Source organism: Thermotomaculum hydrothermale (genome assembly GCF_016592575.1).
Classification (GTDB): domain Bacteria; phylum Acidobacteriota; class Holophagae; order Thermotomaculales; family Thermotomaculaceae; genus Thermotomaculum; species Thermotomaculum hydrothermale.
This window is the reverse complement of the sequence record NZ_AP017470.1, coordinates 1-17,896: the sequence shown is the minus strand read 5'-3', so window position 1 is coordinate 17,896 and position 17,896 is coordinate 1. Positions and strand designations below refer to the sequence as shown.

16 protein-coding genes are annotated in these 17,896 nt (G+C 34.7%); 1 reads left to right on the top strand and 15 read right to left on the bottom strand.

Going from position 1 to position 17,896, the window contains the following annotated elements; genetic code table 11:
- Positions 1-18: 18 nt before the first annotated feature.
- From dnaK to TTHT_RS00035, 10 genes are all read right to left on the bottom strand, one after another.
- The gene (dnaK, locus tag TTHT_RS00080) at positions 19-1,827 is read right to left on the bottom strand and encodes a molecular chaperone DnaK (protein ID WP_201328003.1); all 1,809 of its coding nucleotides are present in this window, start codon (positions 1,825-1,827) and stop codon (positions 19-21) included.
- 2 nt (positions 1,828-1,829) lie between these two features.
- Entirely contained in the window at positions 1,830-2,456 is a 627-nt protein-coding gene (grpE, locus tag TTHT_RS00075; protein ID WP_201328002.1) for a nucleotide exchange factor GrpE, read from the bottom strand.
- A 20-nt stretch (positions 2,457-2,476) separates the two neighbouring features.
- Positions 2,477-3,502 (bottom strand): heat-inducible transcriptional repressor HrcA, encoded by a 1,026-nt coding sequence (gene hrcA, locus TTHT_RS00070; RefSeq protein ID WP_201328001.1) that lies wholly within the window; start codon positions 3,500-3,502, stop codon positions 2,477-2,479.
- A gap of 115 nt (positions 3,503-3,617) precedes the next feature.
- Entirely contained in the window at positions 3,618-4,436 is an 819-nt protein-coding gene (locus TTHT_RS00065) for an LTA synthase family protein (protein WP_201328000.1), read from the bottom strand.
- Positions 4,433-4,945, bottom strand: coding sequence for an anti-sigma factor family protein (locus tag TTHT_RS00060; RefSeq protein WP_201327999.1), 513 nt, complete (start codon positions 4,943-4,945; stop codon positions 4,433-4,435). Before TTHT_RS00060 ends, TTHT_RS00065 begins: the two co-directional genes overlap by 4 nt.
- Positions 4,942-5,499, bottom strand: a complete 558-nt coding sequence (locus TTHT_RS00055) for an RNA polymerase sigma factor (RefSeq protein ID WP_201327998.1) — start codon at positions 5,497-5,499, stop codon at positions 4,942-4,944. The genes TTHT_RS00060 and TTHT_RS00055 overlap by 4 nt, the downstream gene beginning before the upstream one ends.
- A 29-nt stretch (positions 5,500-5,528) precedes the next feature.
- On the bottom strand, positions 5,529-6,350 hold the full coding sequence (locus TTHT_RS00050; RefSeq protein ID WP_201327997.1) for a TIM barrel protein: 822 nt from the start codon (positions 6,348-6,350) through the stop codon (positions 5,529-5,531).
- 13 nt (positions 6,351-6,363) lie between these two features.
- Complete coding sequence (locus tag TTHT_RS00045; RefSeq protein ID WP_201327996.1) at positions 6,364-6,771, bottom strand: acyl-CoA thioesterase; 408 nt, start codon at positions 6,769-6,771, stop codon at positions 6,364-6,366.
- A 378-nt stretch (positions 6,772-7,149) separates the two neighbouring features.
- The gene (locus TTHT_RS00040) at positions 7,150-9,510 is read right to left on the bottom strand and encodes a 3-hydroxyacyl-CoA dehydrogenase/enoyl-CoA hydratase family protein (protein ID WP_201327995.1); all 2,361 of its coding nucleotides are present in this window, start codon (positions 9,508-9,510) and stop codon (positions 7,150-7,152) included.
- A gap of 21 nt (positions 9,511-9,531) precedes the next feature.
- On the bottom strand, positions 9,532-10,746 hold the full coding sequence (locus TTHT_RS00035) for a thiolase family protein (RefSeq protein ID WP_201327994.1): 1,215 nt from the start codon (positions 10,744-10,746) through the stop codon (positions 9,532-9,534).
- 206 nt (positions 10,747-10,952) lie between these two features.
- On the opposite strand from TTHT_RS00035, the gene TTHT_RS00030 reads away from it, so the two are divergent.
- Positions 10,953-11,402: a DUF4870 domain-containing protein gene (locus tag TTHT_RS00030; RefSeq protein WP_201327993.1), complete on the top strand. Its 450-nt coding sequence runs from the start codon at positions 10,953-10,955 to the stop codon at positions 11,400-11,402.
- A gap of 30 nt (positions 11,403-11,432) precedes the next feature.
- Here TTHT_RS00030 and TTHT_RS00025 read toward each other — a convergent pair whose 3' ends face one another.
- The 5 genes from TTHT_RS00025 to dnaA form a co-directional block, all read right to left on the bottom strand.
- On the bottom strand, positions 11,433-13,427 hold the full coding sequence (locus tag TTHT_RS00025; protein ID WP_201327992.1) for a ComEC/Rec2 family competence protein: 1,995 nt from the start codon (positions 13,425-13,427) through the stop codon (positions 11,433-11,435).
- Positions 13,420-14,457 (bottom strand): AI-2E family transporter, encoded by a 1,038-nt coding sequence (locus TTHT_RS00020; protein WP_201327991.1) that lies wholly within the window; start codon positions 14,455-14,457, stop codon positions 13,420-13,422. The genes TTHT_RS00025 and TTHT_RS00020 overlap by 8 nt, the downstream gene beginning before the upstream one ends.
- A 4-nt stretch (positions 14,458-14,461) precedes the next feature.
- Positions 14,462-15,037: a CDP-alcohol phosphatidyltransferase family protein gene (locus tag TTHT_RS00015; protein ID WP_201327990.1), complete on the bottom strand. Its 576-nt coding sequence runs from the start codon at positions 15,035-15,037 to the stop codon at positions 14,462-14,464.
- Between the two features lie 18 nt (positions 15,038-15,055).
- On the bottom strand, positions 15,056-16,384 hold the full coding sequence (locus tag TTHT_RS00010) for a PhoH family protein (protein WP_201327989.1): 1,329 nt from the start codon (positions 16,382-16,384) through the stop codon (positions 15,056-15,058).
- Positions 16,385-16,503: 119 nt separating this feature from the next.
- Entirely contained in the window at positions 16,504-17,814 is a 1,311-nt protein-coding gene (gene dnaA, locus TTHT_RS00005) for a chromosomal replication initiator protein DnaA (protein WP_201327988.1), read from the bottom strand.
- Positions 17,815-17,896 lie beyond the last annotated feature (82 nt).

Sequence of the window (17,896 nt, the reverse complement as noted above, 5' to 3'; positions counted from 1 at the left end):
CCCCGCATGGTTGTTTTTTTAATTTAAACTTCCGTAAAGAAGAAAATTGGTAAATTTATTTGAAATTTGCTTTAAATTCGCCAATACATCTTCCAGAACTTCAATATCATCCACCTTTAAAGCACTTTTTGCCTCTAAAATTGAATTTCTAACCTTTTCCTTAAAATCATCAGGGATCTGCTCTTTAAACTGTGCATAAGATTTTTCAATATTTGCAAGCAAACTTTCAATTGAGTTTTTTGTCATAATAACTCTTTTAATTCTCGCCTCTTCTTCCTTATTTTTCTCTGCTTTTTCTATTATCTCCTGAATTTGTTTTTCTGACAAACCGCTTGATGGCCTAATCTCCATACTCTGCGATTTACCGCTATCCAGGTCAATTGCACTAACATGAACAATACCATTTGCATCTATTTCAAATGTAACTTCAATTCTCGGAACACCTTTTGGTGCCGGGGGTATATCAACAAGTTCAAAGTACCCAAGCGAAATATTGTTTTTGGCAAGCTCACTTTCCCCCTGCAAAACATGGATGGCAACTTTTGACTGGTTGTGAGTGACAGTTGTAAAAATCTGGCTTGCTTTGGTAGGAATTGTACTACCCCTCTCTATCAATTTAACAAACAAGCCACCTTTTGTTTCAACACCCAAAGAAAGAGGAGTGATATCAAGCAGTACAATATCCTTAACATCTCCAGAAATAATGCTTCCCTGTAAAGCGGCACCTATTGCAACAACTTCATCAGGGTTGTTATCCCTTCTTGGTTCTTTCCCAAAAAAATCCCTTACCGTTTCAATAATCAAAGGCGTTCTTGTCTGCCCACCTACAAGAATCACATGGTCTATATCTTCTTTTTTCAGGTTTGCAAGCTTTAACGCTTCTTCACAGGGTTCAAGGGTTTTTTCAACAAGGTCTTTAACCATTTCATTAAATTGTTCTCTGTTTAAAGTGGAGACAAAGTGTTTAGGACCTGTATCGTCTGCTGCTATAAAAGGCAGGTTTATTTCTACTTCTTCCGAAACAGAAAGCTCGCATTTTGCCTTTTCAGCAGCCTCTTTTAACCTCTGTAAAGCCATTTTGTCTTCACTTAAATCAATCCCCTGACTCTTTTTAAAAGAATCAATAATCCAGTCCATTATCTTTTTATCAAAATCATCCCCACCTAAAAATGTATTGCCACTTGTTGACAAAACCTCATAAACATCTTCAGAAACATCTAAGATAGAGATATCAAAGGTTCCACCACCTAAATCGTAAACTGCAACCTTGCCTCTTAAATTGTTGTCTCTATAGGATAACGCAGCAGCGGTAGGTTCGTTTATTATTCTCAAAACCTCCAACCCTGCAATCCTTCCCGCATCCTTGGTTGCCTGCCTCTGGGCATCGTTAAAGTAAGCAGGGACAGTTATTATTGCTTCTTTTACCTCCTGCCCAATATATTCTTCTGCACTCTCTTTCAATGATTTTAAAATAAAGGCTGAAATCTCCTGTGGAGAATACTTTTCTCCCCTTATTTCAACCCATGCATCTCCATTATCTGCAGGAACAACTTTGTAGGGAAGGGTATCAAGCATTGACTGAACCTCAGGGGAGTCATATTTCCTGCCTATTAGCCTCTTAATTCCGTAAACAGTATTTTCAGGGTTAGTAATAGCCTGCCTTTTGGCTATATGCCCGACAAATATTTCTTTTTTTTCTGTAAAGGCAACAACTGAAGGGGTTACCCTTGAACCCTCTTTGTTAGGAACCAGAACCGGAGTATTGTTCTCAATAAAGCAGCAACAACTATTGGTAGTACCTAAATCAATTCCTAGGATAATTCCCATAATTATTCCTCACTTTCTTTCTTCTCGTTAGCCTGGTTGTCCTGTTTTTCCTGATGCTCTTTCGGGTTAATAGCCACTCTTACCTTTGCAGGCCTTAACAATCTATCTTTGTATTTATACCCCTTTTGAAAAACAGCTGTAACAGTGCCATCTGGGACATCATCCCTCATTTCCTTCATCATAGCTTCGTGATAAAAAGGATCAAATGGCTGATTTTCAGGGTTAATTTCTTCCACCCCAGCAGAAAACAAGATATCTTTAAGGTGTTTTTCGATAAGCCTTACACCCTCGTAAAAAGAATGAAAATCACTTTTTTCAGGCTCAACAGCTACAGCCCTTTCAAAATTGTCAACAACATCTAAAATTGATAAGAGCAGGGATGCATTTCCATATTTTATAGCATCCTCTTTCTCTTTTTGAGTTCTTTTCTTTAAATTATCAAAATCTGCTACCTTTCTAATATACGCTTCTTTAAGTTTAGCATTTTCCTCTTTTAAACTTTTTATCTCATTTTTTGCATTCTCTAACTGTTTTTTCAGATTCTCATTATCTTTTACTTCCTCAATTTCTTTTTCCTCAACAACCTTTTTTCCCCCCATTTTCCTTTTTTCTCCCTTCTCTTTAGTCATACTCCACCTCTTTATCTTTATTATTTTACAAATAACTGTTCAATTATAGAATGGGTTATCTGCCTCATTATTGAGATATTTCTTTTGTAATTCATCCTCAAAGGCCCTACAAGCCCAAAAGCCCCTTTGCCCCCTCCTACAACACTGTATGAAGATACAATTAAACTGAAATTTTCAGCAGGAAAATCAAGGTTAAAAGCCAATTCTTTATTTATACAACTTGTAATCAAATGATAAATATCTTTCTTTTTTTCAAAATTTTCCATAAGAGATTTTAAAACCCTCACCTCTTTTACATACCTTTCGTCAAGAATGTTAGAAAGCCCCTTTATTATTATGCTATTCTCTTCTCCGTAAATCCTGTCAATATTCTCGTATGCAAGCTTAACAATATTCTTTGCCACATTATTTAATTGATTTAGCCCAGATTCAATTGAATTTAAAAGCCTTTTTTTGATTTCAAAGAGGGTAAGTCCTGAAAAATTCATATTAATGTAGTTTGCAGCTGCAATAAGCTGCTGATAATTTACTGGATAAGGCATTTCAAGAATAGTCTCTCTATAAAAATCATTAACTGAAACTATAATTGCAAGAATCTTTTCAGGAGAAAGCTGTACAAAATCAATTCTTTTAATTTTAGTGGTAAACAAATCCGGCAAAAGGAGAAGAGAAACAACACCTGTTTCCTTTTCAAGTATTTCAGCATAGGTTTCAAGGTTGGAGATTAAATCTCTACCGGCAAGAATATTGATTTTTTGGGTAAAACTTTTATCAATTTTATCCCCTTTGCTTTTAAAGTCATTTATTAGATTTTCCAGATAAACCTTTAAACCCTTTTTTGTGGGAATTCTTCCTGAGGAAAGGTGTGTTTTTTCAATCAATTCCTTTTCTTCCATTTTCTTAAAGATATTCCTGATTGTTGCAGAAGATAAAAATTTACCTTTTTCTGAATAATGAGAAGCCAAAAAAGATGAACCTACAGGCTCCCCTTTCTTTATGTAATACTCAACTATTATGTTTAATATTTTTGCTTCCCTTTCAGACAACACTGCATTACCTCAGTTCAATTTAATTTATTTTATCAAAATTATAAAAAAATAGTAAACTAATAAAACCACATTAAAAAAATATAAATTTTAAAGGGATTGTCAACTTAAAAAATTATTCCCCCCAGAAACGGGGAAGCCCAAACCATGACTTAAAAGTGCCGAAGCGAGAATAAAGAGTTGCACCAAAAGCAGCGCTTAAAAGAACTACAAATGATAGAAAACCAAATAATGGAACAAATTTTAACATTTGATATATAGCAAGGCCTAATAGCATTTTCACAGTATCAGGCAAATTAACCTTTATAAATTTTGCTACAACATCGCCGAAAAAGCAAAATATGGTGAGAATTGAAAAGATATAAATGGCAAAAAAACCAGCAAAAACGAAAAGAAACAAAATCAATCCTATACCCACCTTAATTAGGGCAAAAGAAATAAGCGATAGCAAAGTTAAGGCTATAAGTGAATAAAAACCGAAGAAAAATAGCCTTATAAAGTCATCTGCAAACTCAAAAGCGTTTTCTTTAATATTTTCTCCGTAAAAGTAAAATCCAAAACCTATTGTAATTATCCAGAAAAATGTATTAAGCAACAACAGATAGAACCTGTTTTTCCCAAAAAGCTCGCCAATGCTTACTATATCTCCCTCTACCTTTCCACCTGAAATATGAATACCACCACCTATTGAAACACAATTCCCAGAAACCTTGCTTTTTACAAGTATATTCCCACCAATAGCGGAGACATTTCCATCAACATTAGCGCAAATCTCTATGTCTTTACCTACAACAAGGATATCCCCTTTGACAGGTTTTTCAATCTTTACTGTATGTGCCGGAAAAACAAAGAGTTTTGTCCTTTCTCCCGCAAAAGAATTAAAGGAAAAACATAAAATTAGAATAACAAACAGATAAAAGATTCTCTTATTCATCTCTCCACACTTGAAAAAAGTTTAATAGATTTAAGAAAAATTAAAAGTATAACTCCAAAAGCAATTGTTAAAACAACACTGTTGATTTTCCCGGGAGTCATAACGCTGTATAAAGTGCCTGAAAGTGTTGTAATTGCAGTTAAAACAGATTTTGCAAACTTGTAAACACTCTCTCCAACAGAGACAACATTCTGTATTGCCTTATTTATACCAATAACATTGATTGCTAAAAATGCAGAAATAAAAGAAACAAAAAATACTGCCGCATACATATACCAGCCGGCGACTTTTCTTTTATGCTCGTAGACCTTTTCAATAACCCTTTCTGAGAAATCTTCAGGCACCTTTACTTTTGGGATTGAGTTTAAATAACCTTCAACTTCTCTGAGCAACTCCACCTCTCTGCGGCAATTTTCACACTCATTTAAATGTTTATCAAAAAGATCTTTTTCTTCCGGGGTTAAATCGTTTTTTAAATAATCTTCAAGCAACCTGCATACTTTATTCATATTTCACCTTCCAGAATCTCTTTTAAAAGTTTCCTTGCTCTAAAAATCCTGTTTTTTACCGTTCCTATTGGTAAATCCAGTATCTCCGATATCTCTTCGTACTTTAATCCGTCAATGTGGTACATAATAATTACCTCTCTATACTCAAAAGGAAGCTGTTTTACCGCCTTCTCAACAAGATTAGCCCTTCTCTTTTTTTCAAAAACCTCATCTGGCTTCAATCCTGAATCCTCATACTGAGGTTTTAGACTATCTTCATTCCCCTGTCCTTCAATTGACACTGTATTTAACTTTCTTTTTCTCACAAAATCTATAGTTCTATTTTTGGCAATCTTATATAGCCAGGTTGAAAAAGAGTATTCACTTTTATAACTCTTTAAAGCAAGATAAGCTTTCAAAAAAACCTCCTGAGATAATTCAAGGGCATCCTGATAATCTCCTATCATTCGATAAATATAATTTACAATCTGCTTCTCATACCTTTTAACAAGTATTCCAAAAGCATCTACATCCCCGTTTAATACCCTTTCTATAACCTTTAACTCATCACACATACAAATTTACGAAAAAGTTTTAAAAATGTTTACAACATTCTCAAATAAGTTTCTTTAAGAAGGCATGCGTCTTCCTGAAGATTGGGGCTTTCACATGTAACAACCCCTTCAACATCATAGTCTTTCAAAACCCTTAATATCTCTTCATACCTTAAATCAGAGTCATTAAGGTTAACGTGGTACTTCTCTCCTTTTTGACCATACTCAATTCCGGCAATGTGAAAATGCATATGTTTCAAAGCCTTCTCTCCACAGTACTGAATTACCTTTTTTATAACAAATTCTGTTTCTTTTGCCGAATTATATCTGCCTATACTCCTTGCGTGGAGGTGGGCAAAGTCAATACAGATAAAAATTCCCTCAACATCCTTTGTCAACCTTAAAATCTCTGTTAAATCTCCAAATTGAGTGGGTTTTCCTGTTGTTTCAATTGCTATTTGAGGAATATCCACCTCATACTTTAAATCTTCCACTATCTCTTCAAGGGATTTTTTTATGTTTTGGTAAACTGTCTCCTGGGACATCTTCAAATAAAAACCTGCATGAAAGGTAATACTTACAGCTTCCATGTATTTCCCTGCGAGAACTGTATTTATAACCCTCTGCTTGCTTGCTTCCCTTTTTTCTTCCTCTTTTGCATTAAGGTTAATATAATAAGGGCCGTGACAGGTTAAGGTTAAACCAAAATCCTTTGCCAGCTCCCCCACTTTTTCCGCCCTTTCTTTTTTCATTCTTACTCCATGGACAAATTCCACTTCCATTGAATCAAGCCCTAATTTTTTTAATATCTCAAATCCCTGTTCGTATGATTTAGCCCCGTGCGGTAATCCAGCTGTTCCAAATTTCAACATAATATTTCCCTTTCTATTCCCTTTCTTGTAATTTCTCTTTTATTTTATTCAAAAAAACATCAGGTAACTTTACCCTTTTTAATTCCCTGTCAACAACAAAGTGTTTCGTACACCCCTTAACAACTGTTTCAGATTTTTCATTAAAAACATAATAATCAAATTTTGCATATTTCCCATCAAACCTTGAAGCCTTCACTTTAATTGAAATTAACTCATCGTAAAAAACAGGCTTTAAAAATCTTCCATTTATTTCAACAACTGCAAGGTTATAACCAGCATTCTCAATATCCTTGTAATCTATTCCCAAATCCCTTAAAAACTCAACCCTTGCATTTTCAAACCAATAAACAAAAGAAGAATGATGGGCAACCCCCATTTTATCTGTTTCATAGTATCTAACTCTATGTTTGTAAGAAAACATAAAAACCCTCCACATAAACAACAATAAATATATTAACAAAAAAACACTATCTTTATAGACACTTTTATGGCATAATTATTGCAGTTCAAATTTATATGAACCCTTAGGGAGTGGGAATCCATTTACAATCCCATCTTTGAAAAGCTTACCAAACTTATGCTCACCAATACAAAGCACATCAAACAAAAGCCAATCATTAAAACCCACTCCCTACTTTTATGCAAAAAAGACATAGTTAAAAGGACATAGCTCACATCCAGATAAAAATAGCACTAAAATTTTTTAGGGAAATATTAATTCACAATAATTCTAAAATTTATTTCAAAAAAAATGGGGCCATTACGGCCCCGTAGAGTAAGAGGAGATTGGAGAGAGAGATTAATTCCTCAATGGTTTTCCTGTTTTTAACATGTGCGCAATTCTTTCCTGTGTTTTCTGCTGCGCACAAAGTTCAACAAATGCTTCCCTTTCAAGTTCAAGCAACCTGTCTTCTGAAACATAGGTGCCTTCAGGTACCTGTCCACCTGAGAGAACATTTGCAATCTTCGATGCAATAAATGCATCATAATCTGAAATCCAGCCAGCGTCCTTCATATTCTGAACAGCAAGCATCATTGCAGCGTAACCTGTTTTACCTGCAACCTTAACCTTTTCTTTTGCCCTTCTTGGAGTAAATCCTTCTCTAACCATAGAGAGAGCAGCCTGTTTTGCATAGTAAATTACAGAGTCGCCGTTCATTACCATTAAATCGCATGGCCTCATATAGCCAAATTCTTTTGCTTCCATAGCGCTTGTTGCAACCTTTGCCATTGCAATCAATTCGAACACTTTCTGAGTTGCTGTAAGCAGGTCAACATTTACCCTGTTATCATTAATTGTTCTAATTAACATTTCCTTTGTTCCACCGCCAGCAGGAAGCAACCCAACACCTACCTCAACAAGACCAATATAGGTTTCTGCATTAAATACAGCCCTGTGACCGTGGAGCGTGGTTTCGCAAGCTCCACCCAATGTTAAACCGTAAGGTGCAACAACTGTTGGTTTTTCACAGTATTTGAGCCTCATTGTCATTTCCTGGAACTTCCTTGTTACCTCTTCAATCATCCACCACTGCCCTTCTTCTGCAAGCTGTAAAAGCATAAAAATGTTTGCGCCTGCACCAAAGTGCTGAGCCTGAGAACCAACAACAAGGGCTTCATACTTATCTGCTTCAACAAGGTCGCAGGCCTTATTCATCATTTCAATTATTTTGTCGTCAATAGCGTTCATCTTGGTGTGCCATTCACAGCAGATAACCCCGTCTCCAAGGTCAACAATTGAAGCAGATTCATTTTCATCAACAATATTGCCGAGGCTCTTGTTCTTTTCAAGGAGAATTACATTGTATCTAACAGGGATTTTTACATAGTCTGCTTTATCAAAATCAAAGTAGTATTTGTCCCCGTCAATTACCTTGTAGAATGTTTCACCCTTTTCAAGAAGAATATTGATTTTTTCAGGAACATCAAAGCCGTCAGCCTTCATTCTTTCAACAGATTCTTTAACACCAATAGCATCCCAGATTTCAAATGGGCCTAATTCCCAGTTGAATCCCCATTTAATAGCATTGTCAATGTTGTAGATGGTATCAGTGATTTCACCAAGTCTATTGAGAGAGTAAATTAAGGTGTATGCCGTGTTTTTCCATGCAAACTGTCCACCTAAATCATCTGTGTTTACAACAGCCTTAATCCTTTCCCCTGGGTTGGAAATCTCTTTTGCCTTTTTTACCGATTTCCAGTCTGGCTTTTCAACAGGCCTGTATTCAAGTGTTTCAAGGTCAAGAACAAGTTTGCCCTTCTTTTTGTCCTTTGTATAAAAACCTGCCTTGCTCTTTCTTCCAAGCAAGCCTTTTTCAATCATTTTGTCAACAACTTCAGGAAGCTTGAAGGTATCCCTCATTTCATCATCTTTAAGGGCATTGTATGAGTTGACAACAACATGCTTTAATGTGTCAATACCAACTAAATCAGCAGTACCGAAAACAGCAGAACCTGCCCTTGCCATAGCCTTGCCTAAAACAGCGTCAACTTCCTCAATCTTCAACCCCATTTCTTGCATTAACTGGATAGCGTTCATCATTGAGAAAACGCCTATTCTGTTTCCAACAAAGTTTGGGGTATCTTTCCCTAAAACAACCCCTTTGCCTAAAACATTTTCCCCAAAATCCTTCATAAACTCAACTATTTCAGGGTCTGTCAACTCTCCCGGGATAATCTCAAGGAGTTTTAAATACCTTACAGGGTTGAAAAAGTGAGTTACAAGAAATCTTTTCTTTAAACTTTCATCAAAGTCTTCACTCATCAATTTAATAGGAATACCTGATGTGTTTGAAGAAAGGATTGCGTCTTCTTTTAAATATGGAGCAATGTTTTTAAACAATGCTTTCTTAATCTCAAGGTTTTCAACAACAACCTCAACAACCCAGTCACAGTCTTTTAATTTTTCAAGGTCATCTTCAAGGTTACCTGTTTCAATTAAATCAAGCACTGCCTTTGAAAATATTGGAGATGGTTTTTGCTTCTTTAACTTCTCTTTAGCAGTTTCAGCAATTATGCTTCTTGACTGCCCCTCTTCAAGATTTTTGGGAACAATGTCAAGCATAACAACCGGAATACCGGCATTTGCACAGTGGGCAGCAATACCACTTCCCATAACACCGGAACCGATTACACCGACTTTTCTTATTTTCTTTTTCATAGTATCACCTCTTTACCTTTTTTAATCTCTTTCAATCAAAGTTGCAATTCCCTGGCCACCACCAATACACATTGTTGCAACGCCCTTTTTCTTATCCTGCCTAATCATCTCATAGAGCAGGGTTGTAATAATCCTTGTGCCAGAAATTCCCAATGGGTGGCCTATTGCGATTGCCCCGCCGTTAACATTAACCTTGCTTTCGTCTATACCTAACTCTTTGATTGAAACAATTGATTGAGTAGCAAAGGCTTCATTAATTTCAAACAAATCTATGTCATCAACTTTTAAGCCTGTTCTTTCTAAAAGCCTTCTTGTTGAATAAATTGGGCCTAATCCCATTACCTCAGGCTCTAAAGCCCTGACAGCAGTACCTGTTACCTTGCCTAAAATTTTAAGGCCTAATTCCTCAGCCTTTTCCCTTGACATTAAAATCATCGCAGAAGAGCCGTCGTTGATAGGTGAAGAGTTTCCAGCAGTTACCCTTCCGTTAACCCTGAATACAGGTTTTAACTTTGCAAGTGCTTCCATTGATGTTTCCCTTCTGGGGCATTCATCTCTATCCATTAAAACCCAGCCTTCAGGAACTTCACCCTGATACTCTTCAATTTCGCCGGTTGTCTTGTTAACAATAACCTTTATTATTTCATCGTCAAACTTACCCTCATCCTGTGCCTTGATTGCCTTCATGTGAGAATTGTATGAGAATCTATCAAGCGCTTCCCTGGATAAATCGTATTTATCTCCATATCTGTCAACAACCCTTTCAGCAGTCTCGCCCATGGGGACATAAACCTGTGGATAATTCCCTTCAACAAACTTTGGGTTTGGAGAGAATTTATTTCCAATCATAGGAACCTTTGTCATACTCTCAGTTCCACCAACAATATAAATGTCACCCACACCTGACATAATAGCGTGTGTTGCAGCGTGCAGACAGGTCATAGCAGAGCCGCAGAACCTGTTAATTGTTGCAGCAGGCACTTCCTGTGGAATACCTGCAAGCAATGCACCAACCCTTGCAACATTCATCCCCTGTTCTGCTTCAGGAAAAGCACAACCAATTAAAACATCCTCAATTTCACTTAAATTAAAATCTGGATTCTGTTCCTTTACCTGTTTTATTACGCCCTTTAATGCCACAGCAAGCATATCATCCGGCCTTGTTTTAGCCAGAGTCCCTTTTTTGCCGCGCCCAATAGGTGTCCTTTTGGCGGCAACAATTACAACTTCTCGCATATTTTCCTCCTTACGAGTAATCTGGTAATTAAAATTATAAAACTGAATGAGCATTCATTCAAGTATTTTTTCTTATAAAAAATTAAAAAAAATTATTCATATCAGATTAAACTTAAATATCATTTGATTTAAAGCAAAAAATAGTTTAAATTTATAGGTAAGATTAGATGTTAAACTCTATCAAAAATCTTTAAAAGGAGAGAATTATGGAACTTATACTAACCTTTAATGAAATGGAAGGTAATTCCCAAACTCCACCTCCCCCTCCACCTCAGCCTGAGCAAACTCCGCCGCCGCCTCCAACAGAACCACAGGGAGGGGAACCTCAGAATACAGGGGATGTTAATGTTTTAATGGCAATTTTAAGTTATTTTGGAATATTTGCTCTTATTCCACTTTTTGTTGAGAAGGAAGACGAGTTTATTCAATTTCATGCAAAGCAGGGGACTACTCTTTTGATTGCTGAAATTGTTTTAAGCATTGCATTTTTTATAATAGGGTTGATTCCTATTTTAGGTTGCATTGTCGCAGTAGCTGAAATGTTAATCTTCCTTGCACTTTTTGTTTTCCACATAATTATGATGATTAAGGCATCAAAAGGGGAGTGGTACAAGATACCCTATGTTTACGACTGGTCTCTAAAAATTTTCAAATAATTTTTTCAAGGGGAGCAAAGCTCCCCTTTTTTATTTCAGAAAAAAACAAGCACTTCCCTTTTCTTCAAGAAAGTAAATCCTTTTTTTATAATTATCATTTCCTATAATAATTGCTCCCCTCTGTGATTTTTTGTTAATGGTTTTGATTTTCTCAATTAAAAGGTAATCAAATCCATTAGCTTCTGAATTTTCTTTAAAGTAAGCTATTTTTTTATCTTTAATATTTAAAACCAAGCCGTTTTCTATGAAAGACAGTGCTTTGTTTTTTGAAAGCTTTAACACCTCTCTTTTTCCAACAACAATCAACTTTATGTTAAAAAAAGAAGAAATCCATTTAAGCCTCTGCTGAATAACAAAATTCAGATTTTTTGAAGGAACAACAATTTTTTCAATTTTTATTTTTTCACAGAGTTTCTCAACCCTGTCGATGCTTCTTATTCCTGTGTCGTTTAAAATCAACCACTCAAGCTTTTTTATTCCCCTGAAGCCCAACTCTTTTTTTAAACACATAGAAATAAAATTAGAATCTCCGGTATTTACAAGGATGCTTTCTCTCCTATCAAATATCAAAAAACAATGAGGCTTTCCCGAATCAAAGAAACAGATTGAATCTTTTTGCAAATGCTTAGGAATGAAAATAGAAATCAAAATCAAGATTGCAGAATTTAAAAACAAAATCTTTAAATCCCTTTTCCAGAAAAAAACAATAATAGAGACAATTGATAAAACAATAACAATAAATCCGGGAAAAACCTCAAAGGAAAAAGGTGGCAAAAAATTTAGAAAACCTGTCAACTTAAAAACATACCATTGAACAAATCCACCTAACATACCAGAGAGGAAAATATTTAAAACAAAAATCCAGAATAGAAAAACAATTAAAGGGATTATTATAAGGTTATAAATGGGAGAAAAAATGGGAATATAGTTAAAAAAATAAAAACAAAAAGGAAGCATTATAGAAAATGCAACAAAGGGAATAATTAGAAATGAGTAAAAAAAGCTTTTTTCTCTGACTGAGATTACAATCCCACCGGAAATTAAAAAACTCATAAGAAAACCGGCATTAAATACATTAAATGGGTTAATTAAAAGCAAAATTATTCCTGCTAACCCCACAGCATCAAGGGGCTTAATATTTATTCCATCCCATTCAAAAACGAGATAAACAACAAGCATAAGGTAAACCCTTAATGATGGGGATGAAAAAGATGCAATAAAAAGAAGAAAACTCAGGGTTAAAAGAACAATAACCTTTTTATACCTTCTCCTTAACGGGAGAAAGAAAACGATAATCCAGAAAATTAACGAAAACAAACCAAAATGAAAACCTGATAATACAAACAAATGATATATACCAAGTTTTTTAACCTTATATTTAAAACCAGTATCAATGCTTGATTTTTCTCCTAAAACCAATGCACTTAAAAATGTTTTTGTCCTGTAATTTGAAATATCCCTGAATAAGAAATCTCTGAATTTTTGAATTTGCCCCTTTGATAGAATTTTTAAAAAAATTTTATCTTTGACTTTTATATAAAAAAGCCTGTTTTCACCTAAAAGATAATAATAGTTTGAAGAAAATGTGTTTTTATAAATTTTTCGCTTTTTCAAAATTCCTGTAATTTTTACCCTGCTTCCCCTTAAATCACTATAGAAAAGAGGTGTCTGCACCTCAAAAACCCTGAAAAAAGAGATTATATTCCCCTTTCTTGTTTTTAAAACAGGGATAAATATGTCTAACACACTATTAAATTCTGAATTTCTTTGTTTTAAAACAAAACCCTTACATTCAATAACCTTTCCATTAAAATTTTCAAGTTGTTTGAAATATCGATATTTCTGGAAAGAAGAAGCAAACAATAGCAACACAAACGCAAAAAATAAAAAAAACTTTTCTCTTTTAAATTGATAAAGAAGCACAAAAACAATTAGCAAATAAGCAACAACAAAAAGTGTTTTTAAAAAAATTAAAGGAACGGGAAGCAAGAGCAAAAATAAGTAAAAGGAAAAATCTCTAAGCATCACCCTTAAAATAGTTGCTTTCAATATACCATTTGTAAGCCCTTGAAAAAATAACAAGCACAATACTTGCTGCAGGGACAGCAACTAAAATCCCAACAAAGCCAAAGAAATGGCCACCTAAAAGTATTGCAACAATAACCATTACCGGATGAAGCCCAACCTTTTCTCCCACAACCCTTGGCGAAATTATTGTTCCTTCCAATGCCTGAGCAACGGCAAAAGTGCCAATTACCCCAAGCAAATTTACATATGAATGAGAATCCAGGTAGCTTAATATTAGTGCAGGAATTAAACCTATTGCAATTCCCAAATATGGGATTATGTTTGCTAAACCAGCAACAATACCTATCACAAATGCAAGGGGGACATTAAAAATCCACAAACCAATTGAATAGATTATTGCAAGAATAACACTTACAATTAATTGCCCCTTTAAAAAATTTTTAATCTTATAGTCAATTTCAGAAAATATATCTATTATTGTATCCCTGTACTTTTCAGGAAAAGAATTTTTTATCCCTTCCGTAATCTTATCTATATCTTTGAGCAAATAAAATGCAAGAACCGGAATAAGCAATAAATCAAGTATTTTTAAAATAAGGTTAATTACCCCAGAAAACACTGATTTAAAGAAGTTAACCACAGGCTTTAATAATTGAAAACCGAAATTTTGTAGTTTCTCTTTAACATATTCCACCTGGTCAGGATGCTTTTCAAGATAATCTTTAACAAAAGGGATAGTGGTTTTTTGCAGAGATTGCATATAAGATGGAATCTTTTCAGTAAAAGAGGACAACTCTTTTTGAAAAACAGGTGTTACAAAGATAAAAAACAGTATAATTACCCCTAAAAACAGTGTAAAAAAGGTAACAATCCCCCCTGTTCTGCTAAACTTATGAGCCTCAAACCAGTCTATAACAGGGTCAAAAACATAGGCTATTATGAATGCTATAATTACCGAAGACAGCACCCCTGAAAGGGAGAAAATTAAAAGTAAAAGTATAAAAATTACTAAAGAAAAAACATCCATTTTTTCATATAACGCTTTTAACCCCCTTTACAAGGTACATCACCCCGGAAAGCATTGTAAAAAAACCTATAACATAGACAAGCTCATCCATATACCTGAATCTTATTCCATATGCATTATAATAAAGGATAATTGAAGCTCCCAGTATCTGAAAAACTGTTGACAATTTCCCATAAATTGAAGGAAGTATTGCATTAACATCCTTTGTAAAAAAAACAATTACCCCCCCAATAGCAATAAAAACATCCCTGAAAATTATCAAAAGGGTTAGCCAGACAGGGATTACATTTATATTCCCAATTGATTTTAAAGAAAGGACAACATAGATTGAAATAAGCATAACCTTGTCAGCCATCGGGTCTAAAATTTTCCCTACATCAGTTATACTTTTCGTATACCTTGCAATAAATCCGTCTAAAAAATCTGTAATCCCTGCAATAACAAAGGTAAAAAAAGCAAATTTGTGGTAACCGTAAACAGAAGATATTACAAAAACTGGAATTAGAAACATTCTGATAAGGGTTAAGGTATTGGCAATACCAAATGCTTTTATGTAATTTATAGGAGTCTCCCTATCCACTTCTCTCCTCCTGTCAAATTAAAGTAATTCAGCAGCCCTTTCTGCAAGGTAAGACCTTTCCCCTTTTATTAAGGTTATATGCCCAAAGATAGGCTCTCCTTTAAAGTGCTCAACAAGGTAAGAAAGTCCATTGGTATTTGCATCAACATAAGGGTTATCTATTTGATAAGGATCACCTGTTAACACAATTTTTGTCCCTTCTCCTGCCCTTGTAATAATAGTTTTAACTTCCAGAGGGGTTAAATTCTGAGCTTCGTCAATAATAATAAATTGCTCAGGGATACTTCTACCTCTAATGTAGGTTAAAGGTTCAACCTGGAGAATGTTTTGATTCTCCAATTCTTTATAAGACGGAACAGAGTATTCCTCGTTTCTGGAAATTATAAAATCTAAATTGTCATAAAGAGGTTTCATCCATGGCCCCATTTTACTTTCAACATCCCCGGGAAGAAAACCAATATCCTTTCCCATAGGAATAACAGGCCTTGAAATCAAAAGCCTTTTATAAGTATCTTCGTCTGCAACCTGCATTAAACCAGAGGCAATTGCCAGAAGAGTCTTTCCTGTCCCTGCCTTACCAACAAGAGTTACTAAGTTTATAGAAGGGTCAAGCAATAATTCAAATGCAAAGGTCTGCTGCTTATTCCTCGGGCTTATACCCCAAACATCGTCAACAGGATCAATTCTTTTCAAAACATCGCTACCAAACTCACCTGTTTTGTAATATCTGGCAAGAGCAGTATTTTTAGGATTTTCTGAGTTTATCAATGTTACAAATTGATTGGGTAAAAGTTCAAGGTCTTGAGGCCTCTCAATTACCCCATCCTGATAAATTTTTGAAATTAAAGATCCACTGCAATAGTAATCAACCTCACCTGAATACAATTCCCCTATTTCAACCCTGTCATTTTTATAATCTTCAGATTTTACCCCAACTGCATCTGCCTTTATTCTTAAATTTGCATCTTTAGTAACAAAAATTACTGTCTCCCCTATAGCCTCTTTCTCCTTCGTCAATTCAAGTGCCACATTTAAAATTGCATTGTCTGCAGGATTGCCAATTTGAGGCCACAAATCAACCTGTTTCCTTGAAAAAACAATCCTCAATGTTCCCAAATCTTCCCCTAATTTCACTCCCTCATCAAGCCGTCCCTTTTCCCTTAAAGAGTCAAGAAATCTTGCAACATACCTTGCGTTTCTTCCTAATTCATTCATGTTTTTCTTAAACTTATCAATCTCTTCAATAACAACAATAGGGAGATAAATATCATTATCTTCAAACTTCTCAAGCGCCTTAGGGTCATGAAGCAAAACATTTGTATCCAGAACAAAGTTCTTTTTTGCCATACAATCCTCCAGAATATATCTTTAACAAAACTTTAACACAAAAATAAATTTTTTAAAAGACAAAGGGAAAAGCAAGTTTGTGGTGAAAATTATTGAAACTTAAAAAAAATACCAGAAATCTAATCTAAAGACTGTATAAAACTCTCAACAAGCCTTTTAAATTTAGGGTCTGAGGCCATTTTATTTTCAACCTGATTACAGGCATACATAACAGTTGTGTGATGCTTATTGCCAAATGCTTTTCCAATTTCCGGAAAAGATAGATTTGTTAACTGTTTGCAAAGGTACATTGCAATTTGTCTGGGTAAAACAATATTTCTTGAATTGTTTTTTTCCTTTAATTTTCCGGCAGGTATTTTATAGTAATCTGCAACAAATTTCATAATTCTGTCAGGGGTTATAACATCATTATCATCTATAACATCTTTTAAGGCATTTTTGGCTATTTCAACAGTTATTTTTGAATTTTTCAACCTGGCTATTAGTCCACATTTCTTTAACGCACCTTCCAATTCCCTTACATTTTTTCTCAATTTGGTTGCAATAAAGTAAATCGCTTCATCGTCAATCTCAAAATTAAAAATCTTTGCTTTTTTGGTTAAAATAGCAATTCTTGTCTCTAATTCAGGTGGCTGGATATCTGCAACAATACCCCATTTAAACCTTGAAACAAGCCTTTCCTGAAACTGATATATATCGTTAGGAAGTGAATCTGAAGATATTACAATTTGTTTTTTATTGTCAAACAATTCATTGAAAGTACTGAAAAACTCTTCTTTTGTCCCACCTTTATTTGCAAGGTATTGAATATCATCAACAAGGAGTATATCAACCTCTCTATACTTTTCTCTGAAAGGAAGGAATTTATTTGATTTCACAGCAGAAACATAATCGTAAAAAAACCTTTCAGCTGAAATTAAAAGAATTTTTTTCTCAGGATAAAGTTCGCAAAACCTGTGGGCAACAGCATGCAACAAATGTGTTTTTCCTAATCCTGTCCCTCCGTAAATATAAAGTGGATTGTATACGGTTCCGGGGCTTTCTGCAACTGCTTTGCAGGTTGCAAATGCAAGTTCATTGCTTGGCCCAACAACAAAGTTTTCAAAGGTATAGTCGCTATTCAAAGATAGCTTTGTCAAATTATTAGACACATTAGGCGTTTTAATGCCGTGCTGCTGCTTTAAACTATCCCCATTTAAAGCACTATTAGATGGGATAAATTCAATCGGTTTGTTTACACCAGTTTCCAGCATTGCTTTTTGTATAAAATCCCAATAAAACTCTTTTATAAAATCAGCAACCTCAGAATCAGGAACAACCACTTTGATTACCCCGTTTGATGAATCTACCTCTTTTGTATGTTCAAACCATTCTTTAAATGATTCCTCAGGAATATAGGTTTTTAATTTGTCTTTAATCAATTCCCACATATTATTTTCCACAATTTTTCCACAATCTGTTAATATATTCTTTATTCATTTTTGCTAATCAATAATAGCACCACAAAAAAAA

Coding starts and splice junctions, on each gene's coding strand:
- TTHT_RS00065 (WP_201328000.1), bottom strand. CDS start 4,436: ATGAATAAGAGAATCTTTTATCTGTTTGTTATTCTAATTTTATGTTTT.
- TTHT_RS00060 (WP_201327999.1), bottom strand. CDS start 4,945: ATGAATAAAGTATGCAGGTTGCTTGAAGATTATTTAAAAAACGATTTA.
- dnaK (WP_201328003.1), bottom strand. CDS start 1,827: ATGGGAATTATCCTAGGAATTGATTTAGGTACTACCAATAGTTGTTGC.
- TTHT_RS00010 (WP_201327989.1), bottom strand. CDS start 16,384: ATGGCAAAAAAGAACTTTGTTCTGGATACAAATGTTTTGCTTCATGAC.
- TTHT_RS00035 (WP_201327994.1), bottom strand. CDS start 10,746: ATGCGAGAAGTTGTAATTGTTGCCGCCAAAAGGACACCTATTGGGCGC.
- TTHT_RS00050 (WP_201327997.1), bottom strand. CDS start 6,350: ATGTTGAAATTTGGAACAGCTGGATTACCGCACGGGGCTAAATCATAC.
- grpE (WP_201328002.1), bottom strand. CDS start 2,456: ATGACTAAAGAGAAGGGAGAAAAAAGGAAAATGGGGGGAAAAAAGGTT.
- dnaA (WP_201327988.1), bottom strand. CDS start 17,814: ATGTGGGAATTGATTAAAGACAAATTAAAAACCTATATTCCTGAGGAA.
- TTHT_RS00040 (WP_201327995.1), bottom strand. CDS start 9,510: ATGAAAAAGAAAATAAGAAAAGTCGGTGTAATCGGTTCCGGTGTTATG.
- TTHT_RS00020 (WP_201327991.1), bottom strand. CDS start 14,457: ATGGATGTTTTTTCTTTAGTAATTTTTATACTTTTACTTTTAATTTTC.
- TTHT_RS00045 (WP_201327996.1), bottom strand. CDS start 6,771: ATGTTTTCTTACAAACATAGAGTTAGATACTATGAAACAGATAAAATG.
- TTHT_RS00030 (WP_201327993.1), top strand. CDS start 10,953: ATGGAACTTATACTAACCTTTAATGAAATGGAAGGTAATTCCCAAACT.
- TTHT_RS00025 (WP_201327992.1), bottom strand. CDS start 13,427: ATGCTTAGAGATTTTTCCTTTTACTTATTTTTGCTCTTGCTTCCCGTT.
- TTHT_RS00055 (WP_201327998.1), bottom strand. CDS start 5,499: ATGTGTGATGAGTTAAAGGTTATAGAAAGGGTATTAAACGGGGATGTA.